Origin of the sequence: Xenorhabdus siamensis, assembly GCF_037996745.1 — a bacterium.
Classification (GTDB): domain Bacteria; phylum Pseudomonadota; class Gammaproteobacteria; order Enterobacterales; family Enterobacteriaceae; genus Xenorhabdus; species Xenorhabdus indica.
Genome location: NZ_JBBMXE010000007.1, coordinates 153,080 through 171,582 on the forward strand (window position 1 = coordinate 153,080; position 18,503 = coordinate 171,582).

16 protein-coding genes are annotated in these 18,503 nt (G+C 40.6%); 8 read left to right on the plus strand and 8 right to left on the minus strand.

What is annotated here, in order from left to right; translation table 11 throughout:
* Positions 1-31: 31 nt before the first annotated feature.
* On the minus strand, positions 32-895 hold the full coding sequence (locus AAC852_RS07530; RefSeq protein ID WP_038270174.1) for a helix-turn-helix domain-containing protein: 864 nt from the start codon (positions 893-895) through the stop codon (positions 32-34).
* Between the two features lie 649 nt (positions 896-1,544).
* On the opposite strand from AAC852_RS07530, the gene xthA reads away from it, so the two are divergent.
* Positions 1,545-2,351, plus strand: coding sequence for an exodeoxyribonuclease III (gene xthA / locus AAC852_RS07535; protein WP_340620499.1), 807 nt, complete (start codon positions 1,545-1,547; stop codon positions 2,349-2,351).
* An 85-nt stretch (positions 2,352-2,436) separates the two neighbouring features.
* Here the strand turns inward: xthA and AAC852_RS07540 are convergent, their stop codons facing one another.
* Together AAC852_RS07540 and AAC852_RS07545 are read right to left on the minus strand one after the other, a co-directional pair.
* On the minus strand, positions 2,437-4,356 hold the full coding sequence (locus tag AAC852_RS07540; protein ID WP_340620500.1) for a DNA topoisomerase III: 1,920 nt from the start codon (positions 4,354-4,356) through the stop codon (positions 2,437-2,439).
* 153 nt (positions 4,357-4,509) lie between these two features.
* Positions 4,510-5,061, minus strand: coding sequence for an NAD(P)H nitroreductase (locus tag AAC852_RS07545; protein ID WP_340620501.1), 552 nt, complete (start codon positions 5,059-5,061; stop codon positions 4,510-4,512).
* 169 nt (positions 5,062-5,230) lie between these two features.
* Between AAC852_RS07545 and sppA the strand changes: the two genes are divergently transcribed.
* From sppA to pncA, 3 genes are all read left to right on the plus strand, one after another.
* Positions 5,231-7,126 carry a signal peptide peptidase SppA gene (sppA, locus tag AAC852_RS07550; RefSeq protein ID WP_340620502.1) on the plus strand — a complete coding sequence of 632 codons (1,896 nt, stop codon included), beginning with the start codon at positions 5,231-5,233 and terminating at the stop codon, positions 7,124-7,126.
* A gap of 131 nt (positions 7,127-7,257) precedes the next feature.
* Positions 7,258-8,277, plus strand: coding sequence for an asparaginase (ansA, locus tag AAC852_RS07555; RefSeq protein WP_340620503.1), 1,020 nt, complete (start codon positions 7,258-7,260; stop codon positions 8,275-8,277).
* A gap of 21 nt (positions 8,278-8,298) precedes the next feature.
* Positions 8,299-8,934, plus strand: a complete 636-nt coding sequence (gene pncA / locus AAC852_RS07560) for a bifunctional nicotinamidase/pyrazinamidase (protein WP_340620504.1) — start codon at positions 8,299-8,301, stop codon at positions 8,932-8,934.
* A 90-nt stretch (positions 8,935-9,024) separates the two neighbouring features.
* Here the strand turns inward: pncA and AAC852_RS07565 are convergent, their stop codons facing one another.
* Entirely contained in the window at positions 9,025-9,309 is a 285-nt protein-coding gene (locus AAC852_RS07565) for a YeaC family protein (protein ID WP_340620505.1), read from the minus strand.
* A 100-nt stretch (positions 9,310-9,409) separates the two neighbouring features.
* Positions 9,410-9,817 carry a peptide-methionine (R)-S-oxide reductase MsrB gene (gene msrB, locus AAC852_RS07570; protein WP_340620506.1) on the minus strand — a complete coding sequence of 136 codons (408 nt, stop codon included), beginning with the start codon at positions 9,815-9,817 and terminating at the stop codon, positions 9,410-9,412.
* 342 nt (positions 9,818-10,159) lie between these two features.
* On the opposite strand from msrB, the gene gapA reads away from it, so the two are divergent.
* Both gapA and AAC852_RS07580 read left to right on the plus strand, forming a co-directional pair.
* Complete coding sequence (gapA, locus tag AAC852_RS07575) at positions 10,160-11,155, plus strand: glyceraldehyde-3-phosphate dehydrogenase (protein WP_340620507.1); 996 nt, start codon at positions 10,160-10,162, stop codon at positions 11,153-11,155.
* 123 nt (positions 11,156-11,278) lie between these two features.
* Complete coding sequence (locus AAC852_RS07580; RefSeq protein WP_340620508.1) at positions 11,279-12,163, plus strand: D-hexose-6-phosphate mutarotase; 885 nt, start codon at positions 11,279-11,281, stop codon at positions 12,161-12,163.
* Between the two features lie 98 nt (positions 12,164-12,261).
* On the opposite strand, the gene alr is transcribed toward AAC852_RS07580, so the two are convergent.
* The 3 genes from alr to fadR form a co-directional block, all read right to left on the minus strand.
* Entirely contained in the window at positions 12,262-13,329 is a 1,068-nt protein-coding gene (gene alr, locus AAC852_RS07585) for an alanine racemase (RefSeq protein ID WP_340620509.1), read from the minus strand.
* Positions 13,330-13,350: 21 nt separating this feature from the next.
* Positions 13,351-14,652 (minus strand): D-amino acid dehydrogenase, encoded by a 1,302-nt coding sequence (locus AAC852_RS07590; RefSeq protein WP_340620510.1) that lies wholly within the window; start codon positions 14,650-14,652, stop codon positions 13,351-13,353.
* A 528-nt stretch (positions 14,653-15,180) separates the two neighbouring features.
* Positions 15,181-15,903 (minus strand): fatty acid metabolism transcriptional regulator FadR, encoded by a 723-nt coding sequence (fadR, locus tag AAC852_RS07595; protein WP_340620511.1) that lies wholly within the window; start codon positions 15,901-15,903, stop codon positions 15,181-15,183.
* 236 nt (positions 15,904-16,139) lie between these two features.
* Here fadR and nhaB point away from each other — a divergent pair, with 236 nt between their 5' ends.
* The gene (gene nhaB, locus AAC852_RS07600) at positions 16,140-17,693 is read left to right on the plus strand and encodes a sodium/proton antiporter NhaB (protein WP_340620512.1); all 1,554 of its coding nucleotides are present in this window, start codon (positions 16,140-16,142) and stop codon (positions 17,691-17,693) included.
* 113 nt (positions 17,694-17,806) lie between these two features.
* Positions 17,807-18,331: a disulfide bond formation protein DsbB gene (dsbB, locus tag AAC852_RS07605; protein ID WP_340620513.1), complete on the plus strand. Its 525-nt coding sequence runs from the start codon at positions 17,807-17,809 to the stop codon at positions 18,329-18,331.
* Positions 18,332-18,503: the final 172 nt, after the last annotated feature.

Below are 18,503 nucleotides of genomic sequence, written 5' to 3' on the forward strand. Positions count from 1 at the left end.
GGATCTGCAATTTGCTCCGCTTATGCATCAGTTACTCCATATCACTAACGGAGTCGATAAAACGATTTAACACGCTTGAATGGGATTTAGATTTATAAACGTAACACTGATTAACTGCATCAGCTCGTGATATTGGAATAAAGCCTAGGCTTTTTCCTTCCTCCAATGCACCAGAACGGGCATCTGTAATAAAAATATAATCTTTGGATTGAATGAAATTAAGACAGCACTCCATATTGTCCATTTGCCTTATATTAACTTTCTCTCCGTTCTTTATCATATCCTCTTCCAAATTCTTTATAAAATCGCTTTTATAGAGAACTGGATCACACAACCACGTTTTCTTTTTCAATAATTGAGTTAAATCACCATTGGCTTCATCAATTAACTCTTGACGGCAGCAAATACCTAAATTCTGCCCTTCAATTTTACGAACCAAACTGAATCTATCACTGAGTATTTTTTCTGAGCTTAAAATTATCGTATTGCCCTCATAGTCAACTATTTCATCAATGTTATCATAACTAAAGCGTAATATGTTAACTTGAGCATTATTTCTGTCTGCTGCTTTATAAAGTGAAATCAGATGTCTGTCTTTCCCCCAATCGTAGTAGATATTGACGCTGTTACAAATAGTTCCGCTAAAGTGTTTCTTTGTAATTTCCTTTTCTTTCAAATAAAGTTCTTTTAAGTCATTATATAGTTCCACTCCGTCTTTAGTCAGTATCATCCCAAACTTCTCCCTTTTAAATAAGCGCTTTCCTAACGTCGCCTCAAAGTCTTTAATTGATTTAGCGACTGGGGGAGTCGTACGGTTCATCACTCTTGCCGCTTTGCTTAAAGAACCCATTTCCACCACCGCCATGAATGCTTCTAATTTACGAGAAAAAAACATAATTCACCGTTCCTATGTAACTTGTGGCTAAAATAATTTCCTTGAAATGGCCTTCTCATCAGGTAACCGCTAAATCAAACTTGATATTGTGAAGGTATAATTTTGTACAATAAAAATAGCTATTTTTCAAATGGCATTTATATGTAATGCCAGCCCCTGATGCAAAAATGCGGTTCAGATGAACTATATTATTCACCTGTATCATGATGAATATTCCATCGTGAATGTAAGCCATTAATAAATATAAACATGGTCTACAAGTTCAATTTTCTATCAGAGATTGATTAACTCTTCTACTTTTTCATTAATTATTTTTTGTAATGCGTGACACAGAATAAATTTCAGGAATAAAAACACTTCCCCAAAAACATAGTATCAAGTGTTGAATATAACAAAGAATGATTAATCAAATAAGTATTTACCCATTAATTCATTATTTACTCATTACGTGTTTTTTATTATTTATCGAGATTACATACTCTAAATTTGAGTAATAAGCGCATTATACTCAATATAACATTACATATAAGAGTAAAATAGTGAAATATCAAGATAACTTACTTTAAATTATTATTTAATAAATGGTTACATCCTTTTTTATCTCTGTTAAGATTAAAAATATAAATATTCTATAGGTGATTATAACAGTATGAAATTTGTATCATTCAATATTAATGGCCTGCGGGCACGCCCTCATCAACTTACCGCGATTGTTGAACAACATCAGCCTGACGTGATTGGATTACAAGAAACAAAAGTTCATGATGAAATATTCCCTTTGGAAGAAGTTAGCAAACTTGGTTACCATGTCTTCTATCACGGCCAAAAATCCCATTACGGTGTAGCCCTGCTGACACGCCAGAAGCCAATTGAAGTTCAGAAAGGTTTTCCTACGGATGAGGATGATGCGCAACGTCGTATTATCATGGCAGATATTGAAACACCTCTAGGCTCATTAACTGTAATTAATGGTTACTTTCCACAAGGTGAAAACCGTGAACATCCGGTCAAATTTCCTGCAAAAGCAAAATTCTACCAAGATTTACAAACCTATTTGGAAAGAAAACAGTCCCCAGAATCCAATATTCTTATTATGGGAGATATGAATATCAGTCCAACTGATCTTGATATTGGGATCGGTGAAAATAACCAAAAACGCTGGTTGAAAACTGGAAAATGCTCTTTCTTACCAGAAGAAAGAGAGTGGATGGAACGCCTTAAAAGTTGGGGACTCGTCGATACGTTTCGGGTACATCATCCTGAGATCAATGATCAATTCTCCTGGTTTGATTATCGCTCGAAAGGGTTTGATGATAACCGGGGGCTTCGTATTGACTTGTTGCTTGCCAGCCGTCCATTAGCGGAAAAATGCCTTTCTGCTGGTATAGATTATGGTATCCGTAGCATGGAAAAACCATCTGACCACGCTCCTGTTTGGGCTGAATTTAAAATTTGATCCTCAAAATAATAAAATCCAGCACCGCCAATTTCGGTGCTGGATTTTTCTTACGGTGTTTTTAATTGTATCGTTTTAATCTTATCTATCCGGCTTTATCAGTCTTTGTTTTCTTCTTTTTACTCTTTTTTCCTTTCACAGGAACAGGAGGTAACTCCCTAAAAGCCTTCAAATTTCGATACTGTTTTGCCTGCCAAATCAACTGCTGCAACGTTTCGTGAAGAGGCAACATAAAATCCTGATAGCGGACTTGTTTTTCACTGATTTGTGTTAGTTTTGACTCCCAATGCGCTGTCATATCGGGCAACACAGCCATATCAGGTAATACATGGATAAGCGCCCGCCCTGCAGGGGTTGCATGGATATAGCGCCCTTTTTTGTACAGAAATTCCCGTTTAAACAGTAATTCAATAATACCTGCTCTCGTTGCTTCTGTGCCCAAACCATCTGTTGCTCGTAACACTTTTTTTAGTGCCTTATCTTGTACAAATCGGGCAATGCCTGTCATTGCAGACAATAAAGTCGCATCAGTAAAAGGACGCGGTGGTTGAGTCTGTCTCTCCACCACTTCTCCTTTTTCACATAAGAGTTCATCACCTTTGGCAACAACAGGCAGCGGGGTGCCTTCATTTTCCTCATCTCGCTCTTTATTACCCAATAAGGTTCTCCAGCCAGCCTCTGCCAGAAAACGAGCTTTTGCTATGAATTTTCCACCGGCAATATCAAGCTCGATCGTACACTTGCGAAATACCGCATCCGGGAAAAACTGCATCAAGTACTGTCTGGCAATCAATCCATAAATATGCTGTTCATTTTCTGTCAAATTGATCTGGCTGCTTCGGGCTGTGGGAATAATCGCATGATGAGCATCAACTTTTTTATCATCCCAACAGCGGTTCTTTTTCTCCGTGTCCAACGCTTCCTGTGGTAATAAATGCGTGGTATGAACTGAAATAGCATTTAAGACAGCCTGACGCCCCGCAAAATGTTCTTCCGGCAAGTAACGACAATCAGAACGTGGATAAGTGATCAATTTATGCGTTTCATAAAGTCGCTGACAAATATCCAATACATCCTGAGCACTTAAACCAAAGCGTTTGGCTGCTTCAATCTGTAATGAAGAGAGAGAAAACGGTAATGGTGCCGTTTCTGATTCCCGTTTATCCTGATATGCAGTAACATAAGCAGGTTGCCCTGTAATACGCGCTACAACATGCCCTGCCAAAGGCCGATGGATAATCCGACCTTCTTCATCCTGAAAATCAACACAAGATTCACTGGGTTGCCATACAGCCGTAAACCGTTCTTCTTTCGGAGTAACAATATAAGCTTTAACCTCAAAGAAATCTTTCGGCACAAAATGCTCTATTTCCTCATCACGACGAACAACCAAGCCCAGAACCGGGGTCTGAACGCGTCCAACAGATAGCACCCCTTGATAGCCGGCATTCTGCCCTAACAATGTATAAGCACGAGTCATATTAATGCCATAGAGCCAGTCCGCTCTAGCTCTGGCGAGTGCTGAAACACATAGAGGAATAAATTCCCGGTTACTCCTTAAACGCTCAACTGCTTTAAGTACCGCCTGTGGATTTAAATCATTGATCAGGCAACGTTGGACATTTTGCTTTTTATTATTATCCAAATGCAAAAAATCCAATACTTCATCCACCAGTAATTGACCTTCACGATCAGGGTCTCCGGCATGGATAATTTCATCAGCCCTTTCCAGAAGAGATTTAATCGTATTAAGTTGTTTGGCAACCGCTGCTCGTGGTTTCAACTGCCATTTCTCAGGGATGATCGGTAAATCAGCCAATACCCAGCGTGCATAACGGCTATCGTAAGCATCCGGCTCAGATTGCTCTAACAAATGGCCTACACACCAGGTAACAAATTGGTTATTACCACACTCAATAAACCCATCTCCCCGACGATGAGGTTTAGGTAAAACATCGGCAATGGCTCGTGCCAGACTAGGTTTTTCTGCAATAAAAAGACGCATGGAATTATTCAAAACTTCAATCAATACCTTGTTCGAGCGTGGTTAAGTCAGTTCATCTACGGTAATTAAACTATAAAGAAGTGGACTGATGTGGCGACTTTCATCTTCCCCACCACATCTGACCCACAGCATCTGGCAATATCATCAGTCACTTTAGAAGTAACTAACAAAACCCGTTAAATCTGGTGTTGAAACTTTCATTGGAGCTTTAAGTTCCGGTGTGCCCAAATAGAGGAATCCAACAATTTTATCCTTTTCTTCACATCCCAAACCCGCTTTGACTGTTGGATCTTCAGTCCAGGAGCCAGAACGCCATATTCCACCAAACCCCTGAGCCACAGCAGCCATTTGCATGGCATGAACTGAACAACCTGCCGCCACAACTTGTTCCCAGGCTGGCACTTTTGCATGTTCAACAACTTTAGCAATGACAGTAATAATCATAGGTGCACGATAAGGTGCATTTTTTGCTTTTTCCACCACATCTTCACCCATATCGCCTTCAGTTGCTGCTTTTTCAAGCAACTTGCTGAATTTATCAATCCCTTCCCCCTGCATTACAATAAAATGCCAGGGACGTAGTGCCCCATGATCTGGTGCTCGCATTCCTGCCGCAAGAATATGTTGCAATGCCTCTCCTTGCGGAGCTGGAGCGGTTAAACGTGAAACAGAACGACGATTCAATAAAAGTTCCAAAGCATTCATAATTTCCTCCTGAATAAGATAACCTATCACGACTCGACATTCTCTGTTTATTCGTTACTGAATGAAAGAGTAGATGTTATTATTTTTTCAATCATTCTCGTGAATTCCAGCTGACATTTATCAGCTAGCTGATTAGGATAATCCTATTTGACCCCATGATGGAGACGATATGCGTACTTTATGGAAGTTTATAGCAGCAATATTTAAATGGAGTTGGAAACTGCTAAATTTCGTTCGCCAATTTATTTCCAACCTGATTTTTATCCTATTGGTTGTATTAGTCGCCACTGGCGTTCTCATATACAAAGAGCAGTTCCGCTTAAACAATGATTATAACGGGGCATTATATGTCAACTTATCCGGTATCGTTGTTGATCAAGTGTCTGCTCTCAACCCACTGGATCAACTCGGACGGGATCTGGTTGACCCCTCCAGCAACCGTTCACAGGAAACCTCTGTGTTCGATATTGTTGATAGTATCCGACGGGCGAAAAGTGACCCTAAAATTACCGGTATGGTATTGAAGTTAGATGACTTTATTGGTGCCGATCAGTCTTCTATGAGATATATAGGCAAAGTTATCAATGAATTTAAGGCTTCAGGTAAACCAGTTATTGCCATCGGAAATAACTATAGCCAGGCACAATATTATTTAGCCAGTTACGCAAACAAAATATTCCTTGCTCCACAGGGCAGTGTGTCCCTTCATGGCTTCTCAAACAACCGTCTGTTCTATAAATCATTATTAGAAAATTTGAAAGTTTCCACTCACATTTTCCGTGTTGGGACATACAAATCAGCAGTAGAACCAATGATGCGGAATGATATGTCAGATGATGCCCGTAAAGCAGATACGCTCTGGCTTAATGAACTTTGGAACAATTACCGGCAAGTTATTGCCACCAACAGGAAAATACCGCTTGATCAAGTACTTCCTGACCCTTCAACGTTTATTGAAAAATTCCATAAGGCGGGAGGAAATAGTGCACTCTATGCGTTTCAAAACGGTTTAGTAGATAAAATTGCGCCTTTGAATGTCATTGAGAAGAAATTGATACATCAATTTGGTTGGGATAAACAAAATCAGCATTTCAACTACGTCAGTATTAATGACTATATTGCTAAACAGCCAGTCCAAAATAGCCACCAAAACAATGGCAACATTGCGGTGATCATAGTTGAAGGTGCAATCATGGATGGTAAACAATCTAATGGCATAGCTGGTGGTGATACAATCGCAGCACAACTGCGAGAAGCACGTATGAATCCCGAAATCAAAGCCATTATATTACGTGTAAACAGCCCTGGCGGCAGTATCGGTGCCTCTGAGCTGATCCGCAGTGAACTCATGGCAATTCGGGAAGGTACTGATGAGAATGGTAAAAAGGTCAATCAGAAACCCATCGTTGTTTCAATGGGGGGTCTTGCGGCATCAGGGGGATATTGGGTATCCACACCAGCTAACTACATTATTGCATCGCCAAATACTTTAACTGGCTCCATTGGTGTTTTCGGTGTCTTCAATACCTTTGAAAAGAGCCTGGATCATCTTGGTGTGAATACAGATGGTGTTTCAACACATCCACTGGCTGATATTTCATTAACAAAAGGTATAAACCCTCTGTTTTCTGACGTTATGCAATTGTCGATTGAAAACGGCTACAACCAATTTATCGGGCTGGTAGCAAATTCCCGGCATAAGTCAGTAAATGAGATTAAGAAAATCGCCGAAGGTCGTGTCTGGAGTGGTAGTGATGCGAAAAAGAATGGCTTGGTCGATCAATTAGGCGATTTCGATGATGCAGTGAAGAAAGCTGTTGAATTAGCCGGCCTCAAAACGGCAACATTAGACTGGATGCAACCAGAGCTTTCCCTCACTGAAAAACTCATGCTGGAGTTTTCTTCATCTGCTCAGGCAATTATGCCAAATATTCTGCAATCAATGCTGCCGGCACCATTTGCTCAGGTTGCACAAGATATGAAACAGCAAGCAGTATTTTATAATCGCATGAATGATCCACAGCATGTTTATGCGTTTTGCCTGAATTGCGAGAATATCCGTTAGAAAGTTATTACTAAAATGTGATAACAGCTATACCCAAAAGCCTGATCTTTATATATCAGGCTTTTTTTATTCCATATACCCCCTATAATCGGCTAAACATTTTTATCAGGTACTGTTATTGGGGTACTTCCATGCAGAAGAAATCTATCTATGTTGTTTATACAGGTGGCACAATTGGGATGCAGCATTCTCCCAATGGTTACATTCCTGTCTCTGGTCATTTACAACGGCAACTTGCACAGATGCCAGAATTCCACCGCCCAGAAATGCCAACGTTCACGATCCGTGAACATCATCCTCTTATCGATTCTTCTGACATGAGTCCGGATGATTGGGGAATTATCGCCAACGATATTGACCAGAATTACCACAATTACGATGGTTTTTTGATCCTGCATGGTACAGATACCATGGCTTTCACTACTTCAGCACTCTCTTTTATGTTTGAAAATCTAAGCAAACCCGTTATCGTGACAGGGTCGCAAATACCTTTAGAAGCACTGCGCTCAGATGGTCAGACAAATTTGCTCAATGCACTGTACCTGGCAGCCAATTATCCCGTTAACGAAGTTAGCTTATTTTTTAATAATAAATTGTTTCGAGGGAACAGAACGGTTAAAGCCCACGCCGATGGTTTTAACGCTTTTTCATCTCCCAATTGTCCTCCACTCATTGAAGCGGGGATCAATATCCGTACATTTAATACTGCTCCCATACCAACCAGCCATGGTGACTTTATCGTACATCAAATCAAATCACAGCCAATCGGCGTTGTAACTATCTATCCGGGATTATCTTGTCAGGTGGTTGAAAATATCCTGATGCAACCTGTCAAGGCACTGATTTTGCGCTCTTATGGCGTTGGTAATGCCCCACAACGTTCCGATTTGTTAAAAATCTTAAGAGAAGCGACTGAACGAGGCATTATTGTGGTCAATTTAACACAATGTATCTCTGGAAGAGTTAATATGGAAGGTTATGCCAATGGCCATGCGCTATCTACATCAGGCGTTATCAGCGGCTATGATATGACTTTTGAAGCCGCACTGACCAAACTGCATTACTTGTTGAGTCAGCACTACGAAACTGAAGAAATCCGCTCGCTAATGCAGCAGAATTTACGCGGAGAATTGAGCTACTCCGACAAGTAAAAAAATACGTCGAGGAATATAATGAAAACCGCATTATTACTTATCGATCTACAAAATGACTTCTGTACAGGCGGGACGCTGGCGGTCAAGGAAAGCGAAGAAGTTATCAAAATGGCAAATAAAGCGATTGAATTGTGTCAGCAACACAACATCACTATTATCGCAACTCAAGATTGGCATCCATCCGATCACATGAGTTTTGCCGTCAATTCTGGTCAACCTGTTGGTGAGTTGGGGGAACTGAATGGTATCCCTCAGATATGGTGGCCTGTGCATTGTGTACAGGGACAATTAGGTGCAGACTTCCATCCAACGTTGAATCAGTCTGCTATTCAGGAAATTTTTCGTAAAGGCGAAAATTCACAGATAGATAGCTATAGCGCATTCTTTGATAACGATCGTAAAAACGCTACCAAACTGCATAGTTGGCTATCAGAACAACATATCAATCGCCTGTTGATTTTGGGAATTGCCACTGATTACTGCGTAAAATTTACGGTCTTGGATGCTTTAGAACATGGATATGAAACTTACGTGATCGCTGAAGGCTGCCGTGGAGTCAATATTCAAGCAGATGACAGCCAACGAGCCATTGAAGAAATGACAGCCAAAGGTGCCAGGTTGATTTCATTAAGTGAAATAACAACGCTTTTTTAAGTTATTTTTTCTGAACATACCCAAAATTAACCTCGTCCTTTTATTGCAAACTTATTACAAAGGACGAGGTTATTATTTTAACCTGCTGGTTCATTCTTCTTCTGACAGCGGTTTTAACTTGGCAACCATTTCTGATTGGAACATAGCCTTCAGTGCTTGCTTGCTTTTTATCGTAATTTGGCCATCCGTGCCAATTGTCATATGTTCAGGATCATGATTATGCCTGGCTTGCCAAAGCATCACCATTTGCAAACTATTTTCTTTCTGCTCTGGTGTTAATGGAACGCCATCTTGCCATTTGCCCAACTCAACAGCCTGAACCAATCGTTGATAAATTTCAGGCGTCATGGCAGAGAGTAAATCATCCAACTTCATCGATATTTCCTTACGGCTACACATTTTGGCTGAATCGATTCTATTTTAGTGACCAATTCATATTGCTTATCTTTATTTAAAAACACCCGCAGTCATAATATTAACCTGCCGTTTCTTCACCTGTTTCCTTATCAACAAACCATAAGGCAGCCGAATTAATGCAAAAGCGCTCTCCGGTAGGTTTAGGTCCATCAGGGAAAACATGCCCTAAATGTGCCTGACAATGACTGCAACGCACCTCTATTCGATGCATATTATGGGAGTAATCATCAATATATTTAATGGAATTGTCATTGATTGGCTGGTAAAAACTTGGCCATCCACATCCAGAATCAAACTTAGTATCAGAAACAAATAATGGCTGATGACAACACAAACAATGATAAATGCCACTTTTTTTGTTGTGCAACAGTTTTCCTGAAAATGGCGGCTCAGTACCTGCTTCCTGCGTGACATAACGCTGCATTTCACTAAGCTGCTCCAAAGAAACGGAGATATTTTTAGCCATGGAAACCACCTTTTGAGGCCAATATTTTCAATTAAAAAACACCGAAAACAACAAAAAGCAAATACTAGAATGTTAAAAGGCATTCTAACGCATTCAACATAATGATTTACTTTACTAATTGTGATAAATCTCACATCTCTAACCAATGGTAACTTTAAATATCGCTTTATACCCCGATAATGATGGGCGTAGAGCTTGTTACAGTTGAATAGCGAGCATTCAGACAGTGATTTCTAAATTGATCTTTTTCAATTGTTGACACGATTCCGCTTGACGACTGACAAGATTTTGGTAACTTTAGAAACAACTTTTAATTCACTAAAAAATAGCTGGTGGAATACTATGACTATCAAAGTAGGTATTAACGGTTTTGGTCGTATTGGCCGTATTGTTTTCCGTGCTGCACAAGAACGTTCTGACATTGAAATCGTTGCAATCAATGACCTGTTAGATGCAGATTACATGGCTTACATGCTGAAATACGATTCAACCCACGGCCGCTTCAACGGTACTGTTGAAGTTAAAGACGGTCATCTGGTTGTTAACGGCAAAACCATCCGCGTTACATCTGAGAGAGATCCAGCTAACCTGAAGTGGGACGAAGTAGGTGTTGATGTTGTTGCTGAAGCAACTGGCATTTTCCTGACTGACGAAACTGCACGTAAACACATCACTGCTGGCGCGAAAAAAGTTGTTCTGACTGGCCCATCTAAAGACAACACTCCAATGTTTGTTATGGGTGTCAATCACAAGGCCTATGCAGGCCAGGACATCGTTTCTAACGCTTCCTGCACAACCAACTGCCTTGCTCCGCTAGCTAAAGTTATCAATGATAAATTTGGTATCGTTGAAGGTTTGATGACAACTGTTCACGCAACAACTGCAACTCAGAAAACAGTTGACGGCCCTTCTGCTAAGGACTGGCGTGGTGGCCGTGGTGCGGCACAAAACATCATTCCATCTTCTACCGGTGCTGCAAAAGCAGTAGGTAAAGTTATTCCAGAACTGAACGGCAAATTGACCGGTATGTCTTTCCGTGTACCGACTCCTAACGTTTCTGTTGTTGACCTGACTGCACGTCTCGAAAAACCAGCGACTTATGAAGAAATTTGTCAAGCAATCAAAGAAGCGGCTGAAGGCGAACTGAAAGGCATTCTGGGCTACACTGAAGATGACGTTGTTTCTACTGATTTCAATGGCGAGAAACTCACTTCTGTATTCGATGCCAAAGCGGGTATCGCGTTGAACGACAACTTCGTAAAACTGGTTTCTTGGTATGACAACGAAACGGGTTACTCTAACAAAGTTCTGGATCTGATTGCTCATATCTATAACTAATTGAAATTTAATCTATTATTCAATAAGCCACCTTTGCAGGTGGCTTTATTTTCCCTCTCTACCACAATAAGCTATCCTTGCCTTTACCAATTATCCAATTCAGGTTTATATAAGGTTATGTAGATGCTTGATAGAATTTTCTCATTATCGGTTGTAAAACAAATATCTCCTTATATCAGTCAAAGGAATATTGATGGATTTCCGCTGATTGTGATTTCCCACCCCAAAATCCGTGGTGCAATCAGTATCCAGGGCGCACATCTTATGGCATGGCAACCCTGTGGTGAAAAACCTGTATTATGGTTAAGCGATAATACAAAACTCCGTGAGGGTACAGCCATTCGTGGTGGTATTCCTATCTGTTGGCCTTGGTTTGGCTCTCTGTGCACACCCAGTCATGGGTTTGCCCGGATATTACCGTGGGAATTCAAGGCCCATCATGAAAATGAGAATGGTGTGATTTTGATGTTCACACTACAAGATAGCGCATACACAAAACAGTTGTGGCCACATGAATTTACACTTATTGCCCGCTTTAAATTGGGAGAGACTTGCGAAATAGAGCTGGAATCCCATGGAGATTATCAGGTCACTTGTGCCCTACACTCTTACTTCAATGTGAGTCACATCAATCAAATCCGTATCAGCGGGCTAGGTCATCACTTTATTGATACTGTTATAGACAGAGAGCAATACACTGATGAGGACCTCATTTTTCAAGGAAGAACGGATCGCATTTATACAGAGCCAGAAAATTTCAGTCTGATTAGAGATGAGTTATGGAATCGTACCATTGAAATTCATCATTATCATCATAGTGATGTGGTCTGCTGGAATCCCGGCGCTGAACTAGCGAGTAGCATGCAAGATATCAGTAAAGAAGGTTATAAGAACATGGCTTGCGTTGAAACCGCACGTATCAATACCCCTCTATATTCTAAAAGTGGAACTCCTGGCAGGCTTGCTACCGTTATTCGCTGTCGCCAAAATAAAAGTCATAAAAGTTGAGGCGGGTGATGTGTGGGGTCTGAACAGTCATTTATTTCGTACAGCGCTTCCGTACAGAACGCTGTACGAAAAAATGCCAGAAAAGACAGAAAACAGCGTCATTCCACAACGACTGGAACACGTTTGGCCAAAGCACACAGTAGCTCATAACCAATTGTCCCGGCTGCCTCCGCGACTTCATCCACCGGTAATTTTTCTCCCCATAATTCGACTGAACTGCCAATTGTTGCCAATGGGCATGGAGTCAAATCAACCGACATCATGTCCATTGATATAGCACCCAACAAGCGAGTACGAATACCATCGACAATAACCGGCGTTCCTGTTGATGCATGTCGTGGATAACCATCAGCATAACCACATGCCACTGTTCCTACACGAGTCACATATTGGGTAGTATAGCGGCTGCCATAACCAATTTTCTCTCCTTTGGAAAGATCATGAACCGCAATGATTTCACTTTTTAAACTCATCGCTGGTTTTAAGCCTACGTCAGCAATATCACGCCATTTTCCACTGGGAGAAGCACCATACAGAATAATTCCAGGCCTGACCCAATCCCCGTGTGTTTGCGGATGCCATAAGACTGCCCCAGAATTAGCCAGACAGTGAGGGAGTGAGTTCATATTCAGCCGGTTAACAACGGTAAATTGCCCATCAACACCAATTTCATTATCGGAATTAGCGAAATGCGTCATTAAAGTGACTGAATGAATATTTTTCATCCCATTTGCCATTGAAACTATCTGTGGATATTCGTCTGGGGTAAATCCCAGACGATTCATGCCACTATTCAGTTTCAAATAAATATCAATGGGCTTATCTAATTCCGCGTCTTTTATCACCTTGAGTTGCCAATGACTATGCACTGTGGTTGTCAGGTCATATTGATTAATTATCTGCAAATCTTCAACATTGAAGAAACCTTCCAACAACAGGATTGGCCCCTGCCACCCCTGCTCTCTCAAATAAGTAGCTTCATTCATATCAAGCAGTGCAAATCCATCCGACTGCTTGAGTGATTGCCATATTCTATCCAACCCATGCCCATATGCATTCGCTTTCACTACCGACCAGATTTTACTATTACCGACTTTTTGGCGGATAACCGCCAAATTATGACGAAGTGCGTTGAGATGGATGGTTGCCAAAATAGGACGTGGCATGATGGCCTCTTTTAATTTACTTTACGCAGTATGTAAACGATGCTTCATCCGAAGCACTTTTGTATTAAATCCATTGATATATCTGAATACAGAGAGATCATCTGCTGCAATTTCAGGCTTTTTACCAGAGAGTAAGTCAGATAATAACTTTCCTGAACCACAGGCCATCGTCCAGCCTAATGTTCCATGCCCGGTATTTAAATAAAGATTAGGATATTTGGTTGGGCCAACAATGGGAGTACCATCCGGCGTCATTGGCCGTAATCCGGCCCAGAATGAGGCTTCAACAATATTGCCACCATTAGGGTAAAGATCCTCTACTACCATTTTGAGTGTTTCACAACGGTTTTTCAGCACATTCAGGTTAAAACCAACGACTTCTGCCATTCCTCCTACGCGAATTCGATTATCAAAACGGGTAATGGCTATTTTGTAAGTTTCATCCAATACTGTTGAAACAGGTGAGCGTGTTTCATTCATTATCGGCATGGTTAACGAATAACCTTTCATTGGATAAACCGGAATTGTGACAAGATTTTTCAATAAGTCAGTAGAATAGGCGCCCATTGCTATAACATACTGATCCGCTGCCATGATGCCATTATCACACTGAATACCTGTTATCTTATCGCCGTCCACCAAAATGTGTTTAACCTGCCGGTTAAACACAAATCTGACCCCTGCGTTTTCTGCCATTTTTGCCAGTTCTTTGGTAAAAATTTGGCAATCACCGGTTTCATCATTAGGAAGCTGTAATCCTCCCGCCAATTTATGAGAAACATGGGCAAGTGCAGGTTCCGCTGATGCTAATTGTTCTGAGGTTAGTAACCGATAAGGAACGCCTTCTTGCTCTAACACTGCAATATCATTAACCGCATTATCAAACTGCTTGTTAGTTCTGAATAGTTGTAGCGTACCACTTTGACGCCCTTCATATTGGATGCCTGTATCCGCTCTCAATTGTTTAATGCAGTCACGACTATATTCGGCCAGACGCACCATTCTGCTTTTGTTCATAGCATAATGGTCTGCATCACAATTACGCAGCATTTGCCACATCCAGCGTAATTGAAATAGTGAACCATCAGGGCGAATAGCTAATGGAGCATGTCGTTGAAACATCCACTTTATCGCTTTTAATGGGATCCCCGGTGCTCCCCACGGTGTCGCATATCCGGGTGAGATCTGCCCGGCATTACTTGCGCTCGTTTCTTCAGCCGCGCTCCGCTGGCGATCGACAATAATAACTTCATGGCCTTCCTGAGCCAGATACCAGGCACTGGTGACGCCGATAACGCCGCTACCTAAAATAAGGACCTTCATTCTGCCCCCTATTGATGAGTAATATATGCAAGCATAATATGCTAAACATAAAAATCCAATACAGAATAATAGACTATAAATCGATTAGTTGAATTTTAGGATTCAAATCACAATTTAATTACAAAATAATGACAAGCCTTATCTTTCAAATTATGAGAAAAATACATAAATTAGTTTAAATACAGCATATTAAAAAAGAATTAAATGCTATTAATTTCTTATATTAGTATCTTAAAAAGTGTTTTTTGCGGCAAAAAAGAAACATTTCATTCACATTTTATGAATTTATTTAAATCCTTATTTTTATTTTATTTCAGAATAAAAATCCAAATAAATACAAAGTAAGCAGAATAATAATTTAAAAATTTGAATTTTACAGTTTGGCTGGGTTTTCAATGCTGATTACAAGGCAAAAATACCATGATATAGGTATGATGATAAAATGGACTAAAAAGAAGCGAACTGCATAAAAGCAGCCCGCCTTTAAAGAATAGCTTAGACAATGAACTAGATTGACAATGGATGTGATCAGCCCTGACGGGCTTCAGTTAACTCATTGAACATGATACCCTGCATTCCATGCCAGATAATCCCACTCTCTTTACCATAATTGCGTACACATTCCATAATCTTGTCATAGGTCTGTTCCTGACACAGTACACTCAATTGCTGATAGAAATTTAAAGCGAGCTTACGGGCATCAGGATTCGAGAAATAATAACGGCCGACGCGAGTATAAAGCCCTTTAAATCCGTTAATAATCAAACCATAAATCGGGTTCCCTGACGCAAACGCCAATCCACGGAAAATATCATAATCCACGGAACTGAAAGATTCGGCAGTATCCTCTACGTTGTTCTTTTCCGCCAATACTTCCAATGATTTTTCCGGATTGTGTCTGAACGCAGTACGAATAAAAATGGCTGCAATATTAGTACGGGCTGACAATAAATTATCGACTAACTGAGGCACACGATCATGATCCAGGCGCGCCAGAGTTTCCAGAATATTAAGGCCGGATGTTTCCCAGAAGTTATTGACCTTTGTTGGTTTTCCATGCTGAATAGTCAACCAGCCATCACGTGCAAGACGTTGTAACACTTCACGTAAAGTCGTTCGGGTGACACCGATTAATTCAGATAACTCACGCTCTGCTGGCAGTATGGAGCCTGGTGGAAAGCGATTATTCCATATACTTTCAATGAGATACTCTTCCGCAAAACTCGCAGGACTCTGAGCCTTAATTACCATATTTTAACTATTCCAAAGCAGTTTTCTTAGCTAATAATAGTCACTGATCATACCAGAATGCATCTGCCCGACATAGTTACATAGTAAATAAACCACGAAAGAGTGAAAGAGGTCATAAAAAAATATAATTATTATCTGATTAATTATGAAATTAACCCCTTAAATTAGTGCTGCTTAGAGCGTACTATGATCTTTTAGAATCGTCCATGTATCCATGAAGAGGAATATTAATAATAATGGAAATCAGTATCCGACGCGCAGTGGTGAAAAACTTTCTCGGCAATTCCCCAGACTGGTATAAGCTGGCCATCATTGTTTTTCTTATTATCAATCCACTGATCTTTTTCTTTGTCAGTCCTTTTATTGCAGGCTGGATGCTCGTTGTTGAATTTATTTTCACGCTGGCGATGGCGTTAAAATGTTATCCCCTGAAACCGGGAGGATTACTCGCTATTGAAGCCGTTATCATCGGTATGACTTCACCAAAACAAGTAGGGCATGAGATAGCCAACAATTTAGAAGTGATCTTGCTACTGATTTTCATGGTTGCCGGTATTTACTTCATGAAACAGCTCTTATTATTTGTTTTCACTAAGCTGCTATTAAGTATTCGTTCCAAAAAAATGCTGGCGCTGGCATTCTGTCTGGCAAGTGCATTCTTATCCGCTTTCCTTGATGCCCTGACGGTTATTGCCGTTGTTATCAGTGTATCTGTCGGTTTTTACTCCATCTATCACCGCTATCTTTCCAGCGCCAGCCAAAACGACAATACAGATCTCAGCGATGACAAATTCATTGATAATGAAGATAAAAAGCAGACGCTGGAGCAATTCCGGGCATTTTTGCGCAGTCTGATGATGCATGCCGGAGTCGGTACAGCATTAGGTGGTGTAATGACCATGGTCGGTGAACCGCAAAACCTGATCATTGCCAAACACGTTGGCTGGGACTTCATGACATTCTTTATCCATATGTCGCCTGTGACTGTCCCTGTCTTTATTTGTGGTCTGTTGATCTGCCTGCTGGTTGAACATTTCAAACTGTTCGGTTATGGCGCTGAGTTACCTGAGCGCGTCCGTTCCGTTTTGGAAGACTATGCCCAGAAGGCGAGTAAAAAACGTACATACCAAGAAAAAACTCAGCTTGTGGTTCAGGCTTTAATTGGTATCTGGCTGATTGTGGCTCTGGCTTTCCATTTAGCAGAAGTGGGACTAATTGGCTTATCAGTCATCATCCTGACCACCGCATTTTGTGGTATCACTGAGGAACATGCTTTAGGCAAAGCCTTCGAAGAAGCTTTACCATTTACTGCGTTATTAACTGTTTTCTTTTCTGTGGTTGCCGTCATTATTGATCAACAACTGTTTGCGCCGTTTATTCAATTTGTGCTGCAATCTTCACCTGCTTCACAGCTCTCACTCTTCTATCTGTTTAATGGCCTGCTCTCAGCGGTATCTGACAACGTATTTGTAGGTACGGTTTATATTAATGAAGCCTTAAACGCTCTCAAAAATGGTCTCATTTCACAGCAGCAATATGAATTTCTGGCTGTAGCTATTAATACAGGAACTAACTTACCCTCAGTGGCAACACCGAATGGACAGGCAGCTTTCCTGTTTCTGCTGACATCAGCCCTGTCGCCATTAATTCGCTTATCTTATGGTCGTATGGTTATCATGGCATTACCTTACACCGTTGTGATGACATTAGTGGGATTATTGTGTGTCGAATTTTTGCTACTTCCGGTGACTGAATATCTCGTCAAAATCGGTTGGGTTATCCCACTATAATTACTGAAATCTATTAATTACTGAAATCTATTAATTACTGAAATTTATTTTTTTGTGATTTGAGAAACGGAATATAAGTAACTAATTATATTCAATATATGGGGAAAAGAAGCATGTTTCATTTTTTAAAGCGAAGTTCCCAAGGGCAAAGTGCTTGGTTATTGATGGCGCTAACCGCTTTTATATTAGAAGCTATTGCGCTCTATTTTCAGCATGTTATGCAACTACAACCTTGTGTGATGTGCATTTATGAGCGCGTTGCTCTATTTGGTATTTTGGGGGCAGCACTATTGGGCGCTATTGCCCCCAAAACTCCGTTACGTTGGTTAGCCATTTTACTGTGGCTTTATAGTGCATGGCGCGGATTACAACTAGCATGGGATCACACTATGATGCAGTTAGACCCTAGCCCTTTTAACACTTGTGAATTTTTTGCCAGATTCCCATCTTGGTTACCACTGAATGAATGGTTACCTTCGGTATTTCAGGCTTTTGGTGATTGTTCAATGAAACAGTGGTCATTTCTGACATTAGACATGCCACAATGGTTAATTGGTATTTTTGCCGCTTATTTACTGGTAGGTATTTTAGTTCTAATCAGCCAGTTCTTTTCGGTTCAGAATAAAGACGAAGGGTAAAAATGACTTTCTCCCCCATGTGGGGGAGATATAAAGCATTTTTCACTAACTCTGATTGATAATCCCTTTTCATCCGCTATCATTGTTCCCTTTTCATGTTCTCCGCCATAAAATCATCATCATTTTTTAAAAGCATTTAGCCGAACAGCTATCAGAAACAGTAAGAACAATC

Bases quoted from the DNA above. Each gene is read 5' to 3' on its own strand.
- AAC852_RS07590 (WP_340620510.1), bottom strand. From the start codon at position 14,652: ATGAAGGTCCTTATTTTAGGTAGCGGCGTTATCGGCGTCACCAGTGCC.
- xthA (WP_340620499.1), top strand. From the start codon at position 1,545: ATGAAATTTGTATCATTCAATATTAATGGCCTGCGGGCACGCCCTCAT.
- AAC852_RS07530 (WP_038270174.1), bottom strand. From the start codon at position 895: ATGTTTTTTTCTCGTAAATTAGAAGCATTCATGGCGGTGGTGGAAATG.
- AAC852_RS07580 (WP_340620508.1), top strand. From the start codon at position 11,279: ATGCTTGATAGAATTTTCTCATTATCGGTTGTAAAACAAATATCTCCT.
- msrB (WP_340620506.1), bottom strand. From the start codon at position 9,817: ATGGCTAAAAATATCTCCGTTTCTTTGGAGCAGCTTAGTGAAATGCAG.
- pncA (WP_340620504.1), top strand. From the start codon at position 8,299: ATGAAAACCGCATTATTACTTATCGATCTACAAAATGACTTCTGTACA.
- fadR (WP_340620511.1), bottom strand. From the start codon at position 15,903: ATGGTAATTAAGGCTCAGAGTCCTGCGAGTTTTGCGGAAGAGTATCTC.
- AAC852_RS07565 (WP_340620505.1), bottom strand. From the start codon at position 9,309: ATGAAGTTGGATGATTTACTCTCTGCCATGACGCCTGAAATTTATCAA.
- alr (WP_340620509.1), bottom strand. From the start codon at position 13,329: ATGCCACGTCCTATTTTGGCAACCATCCATCTCAACGCACTTCGTCAT.
- dsbB (WP_340620513.1), top strand. From the start codon at position 17,807: ATGTTTCATTTTTTAAAGCGAAGTTCCCAAGGGCAAAGTGCTTGGTTA.
- gapA (WP_340620507.1), top strand. From the start codon at position 10,160: ATGACTATCAAAGTAGGTATTAACGGTTTTGGTCGTATTGGCCGTATT.
- nhaB (WP_340620512.1), top strand. From the start codon at position 16,140: ATGGAAATCAGTATCCGACGCGCAGTGGTGAAAAACTTTCTCGGCAAT.
- sppA (WP_340620502.1), top strand. From the start codon at position 5,231: ATGCGTACTTTATGGAAGTTTATAGCAGCAATATTTAAATGGAGTTGG.
- AAC852_RS07540 (WP_340620500.1), bottom strand. From the start codon at position 4,356: ATGCGTCTTTTTATTGCAGAAAAACCTAGTCTGGCACGAGCCATTGCC.
- ansA (WP_340620503.1), top strand. From the start codon at position 7,258: ATGCAGAAGAAATCTATCTATGTTGTTTATACAGGTGGCACAATTGGG.
- AAC852_RS07545 (WP_340620501.1), bottom strand. From the start codon at position 5,061: ATGAATGCTTTGGAACTTTTATTGAATCGTCGTTCTGTTTCACGTTTA.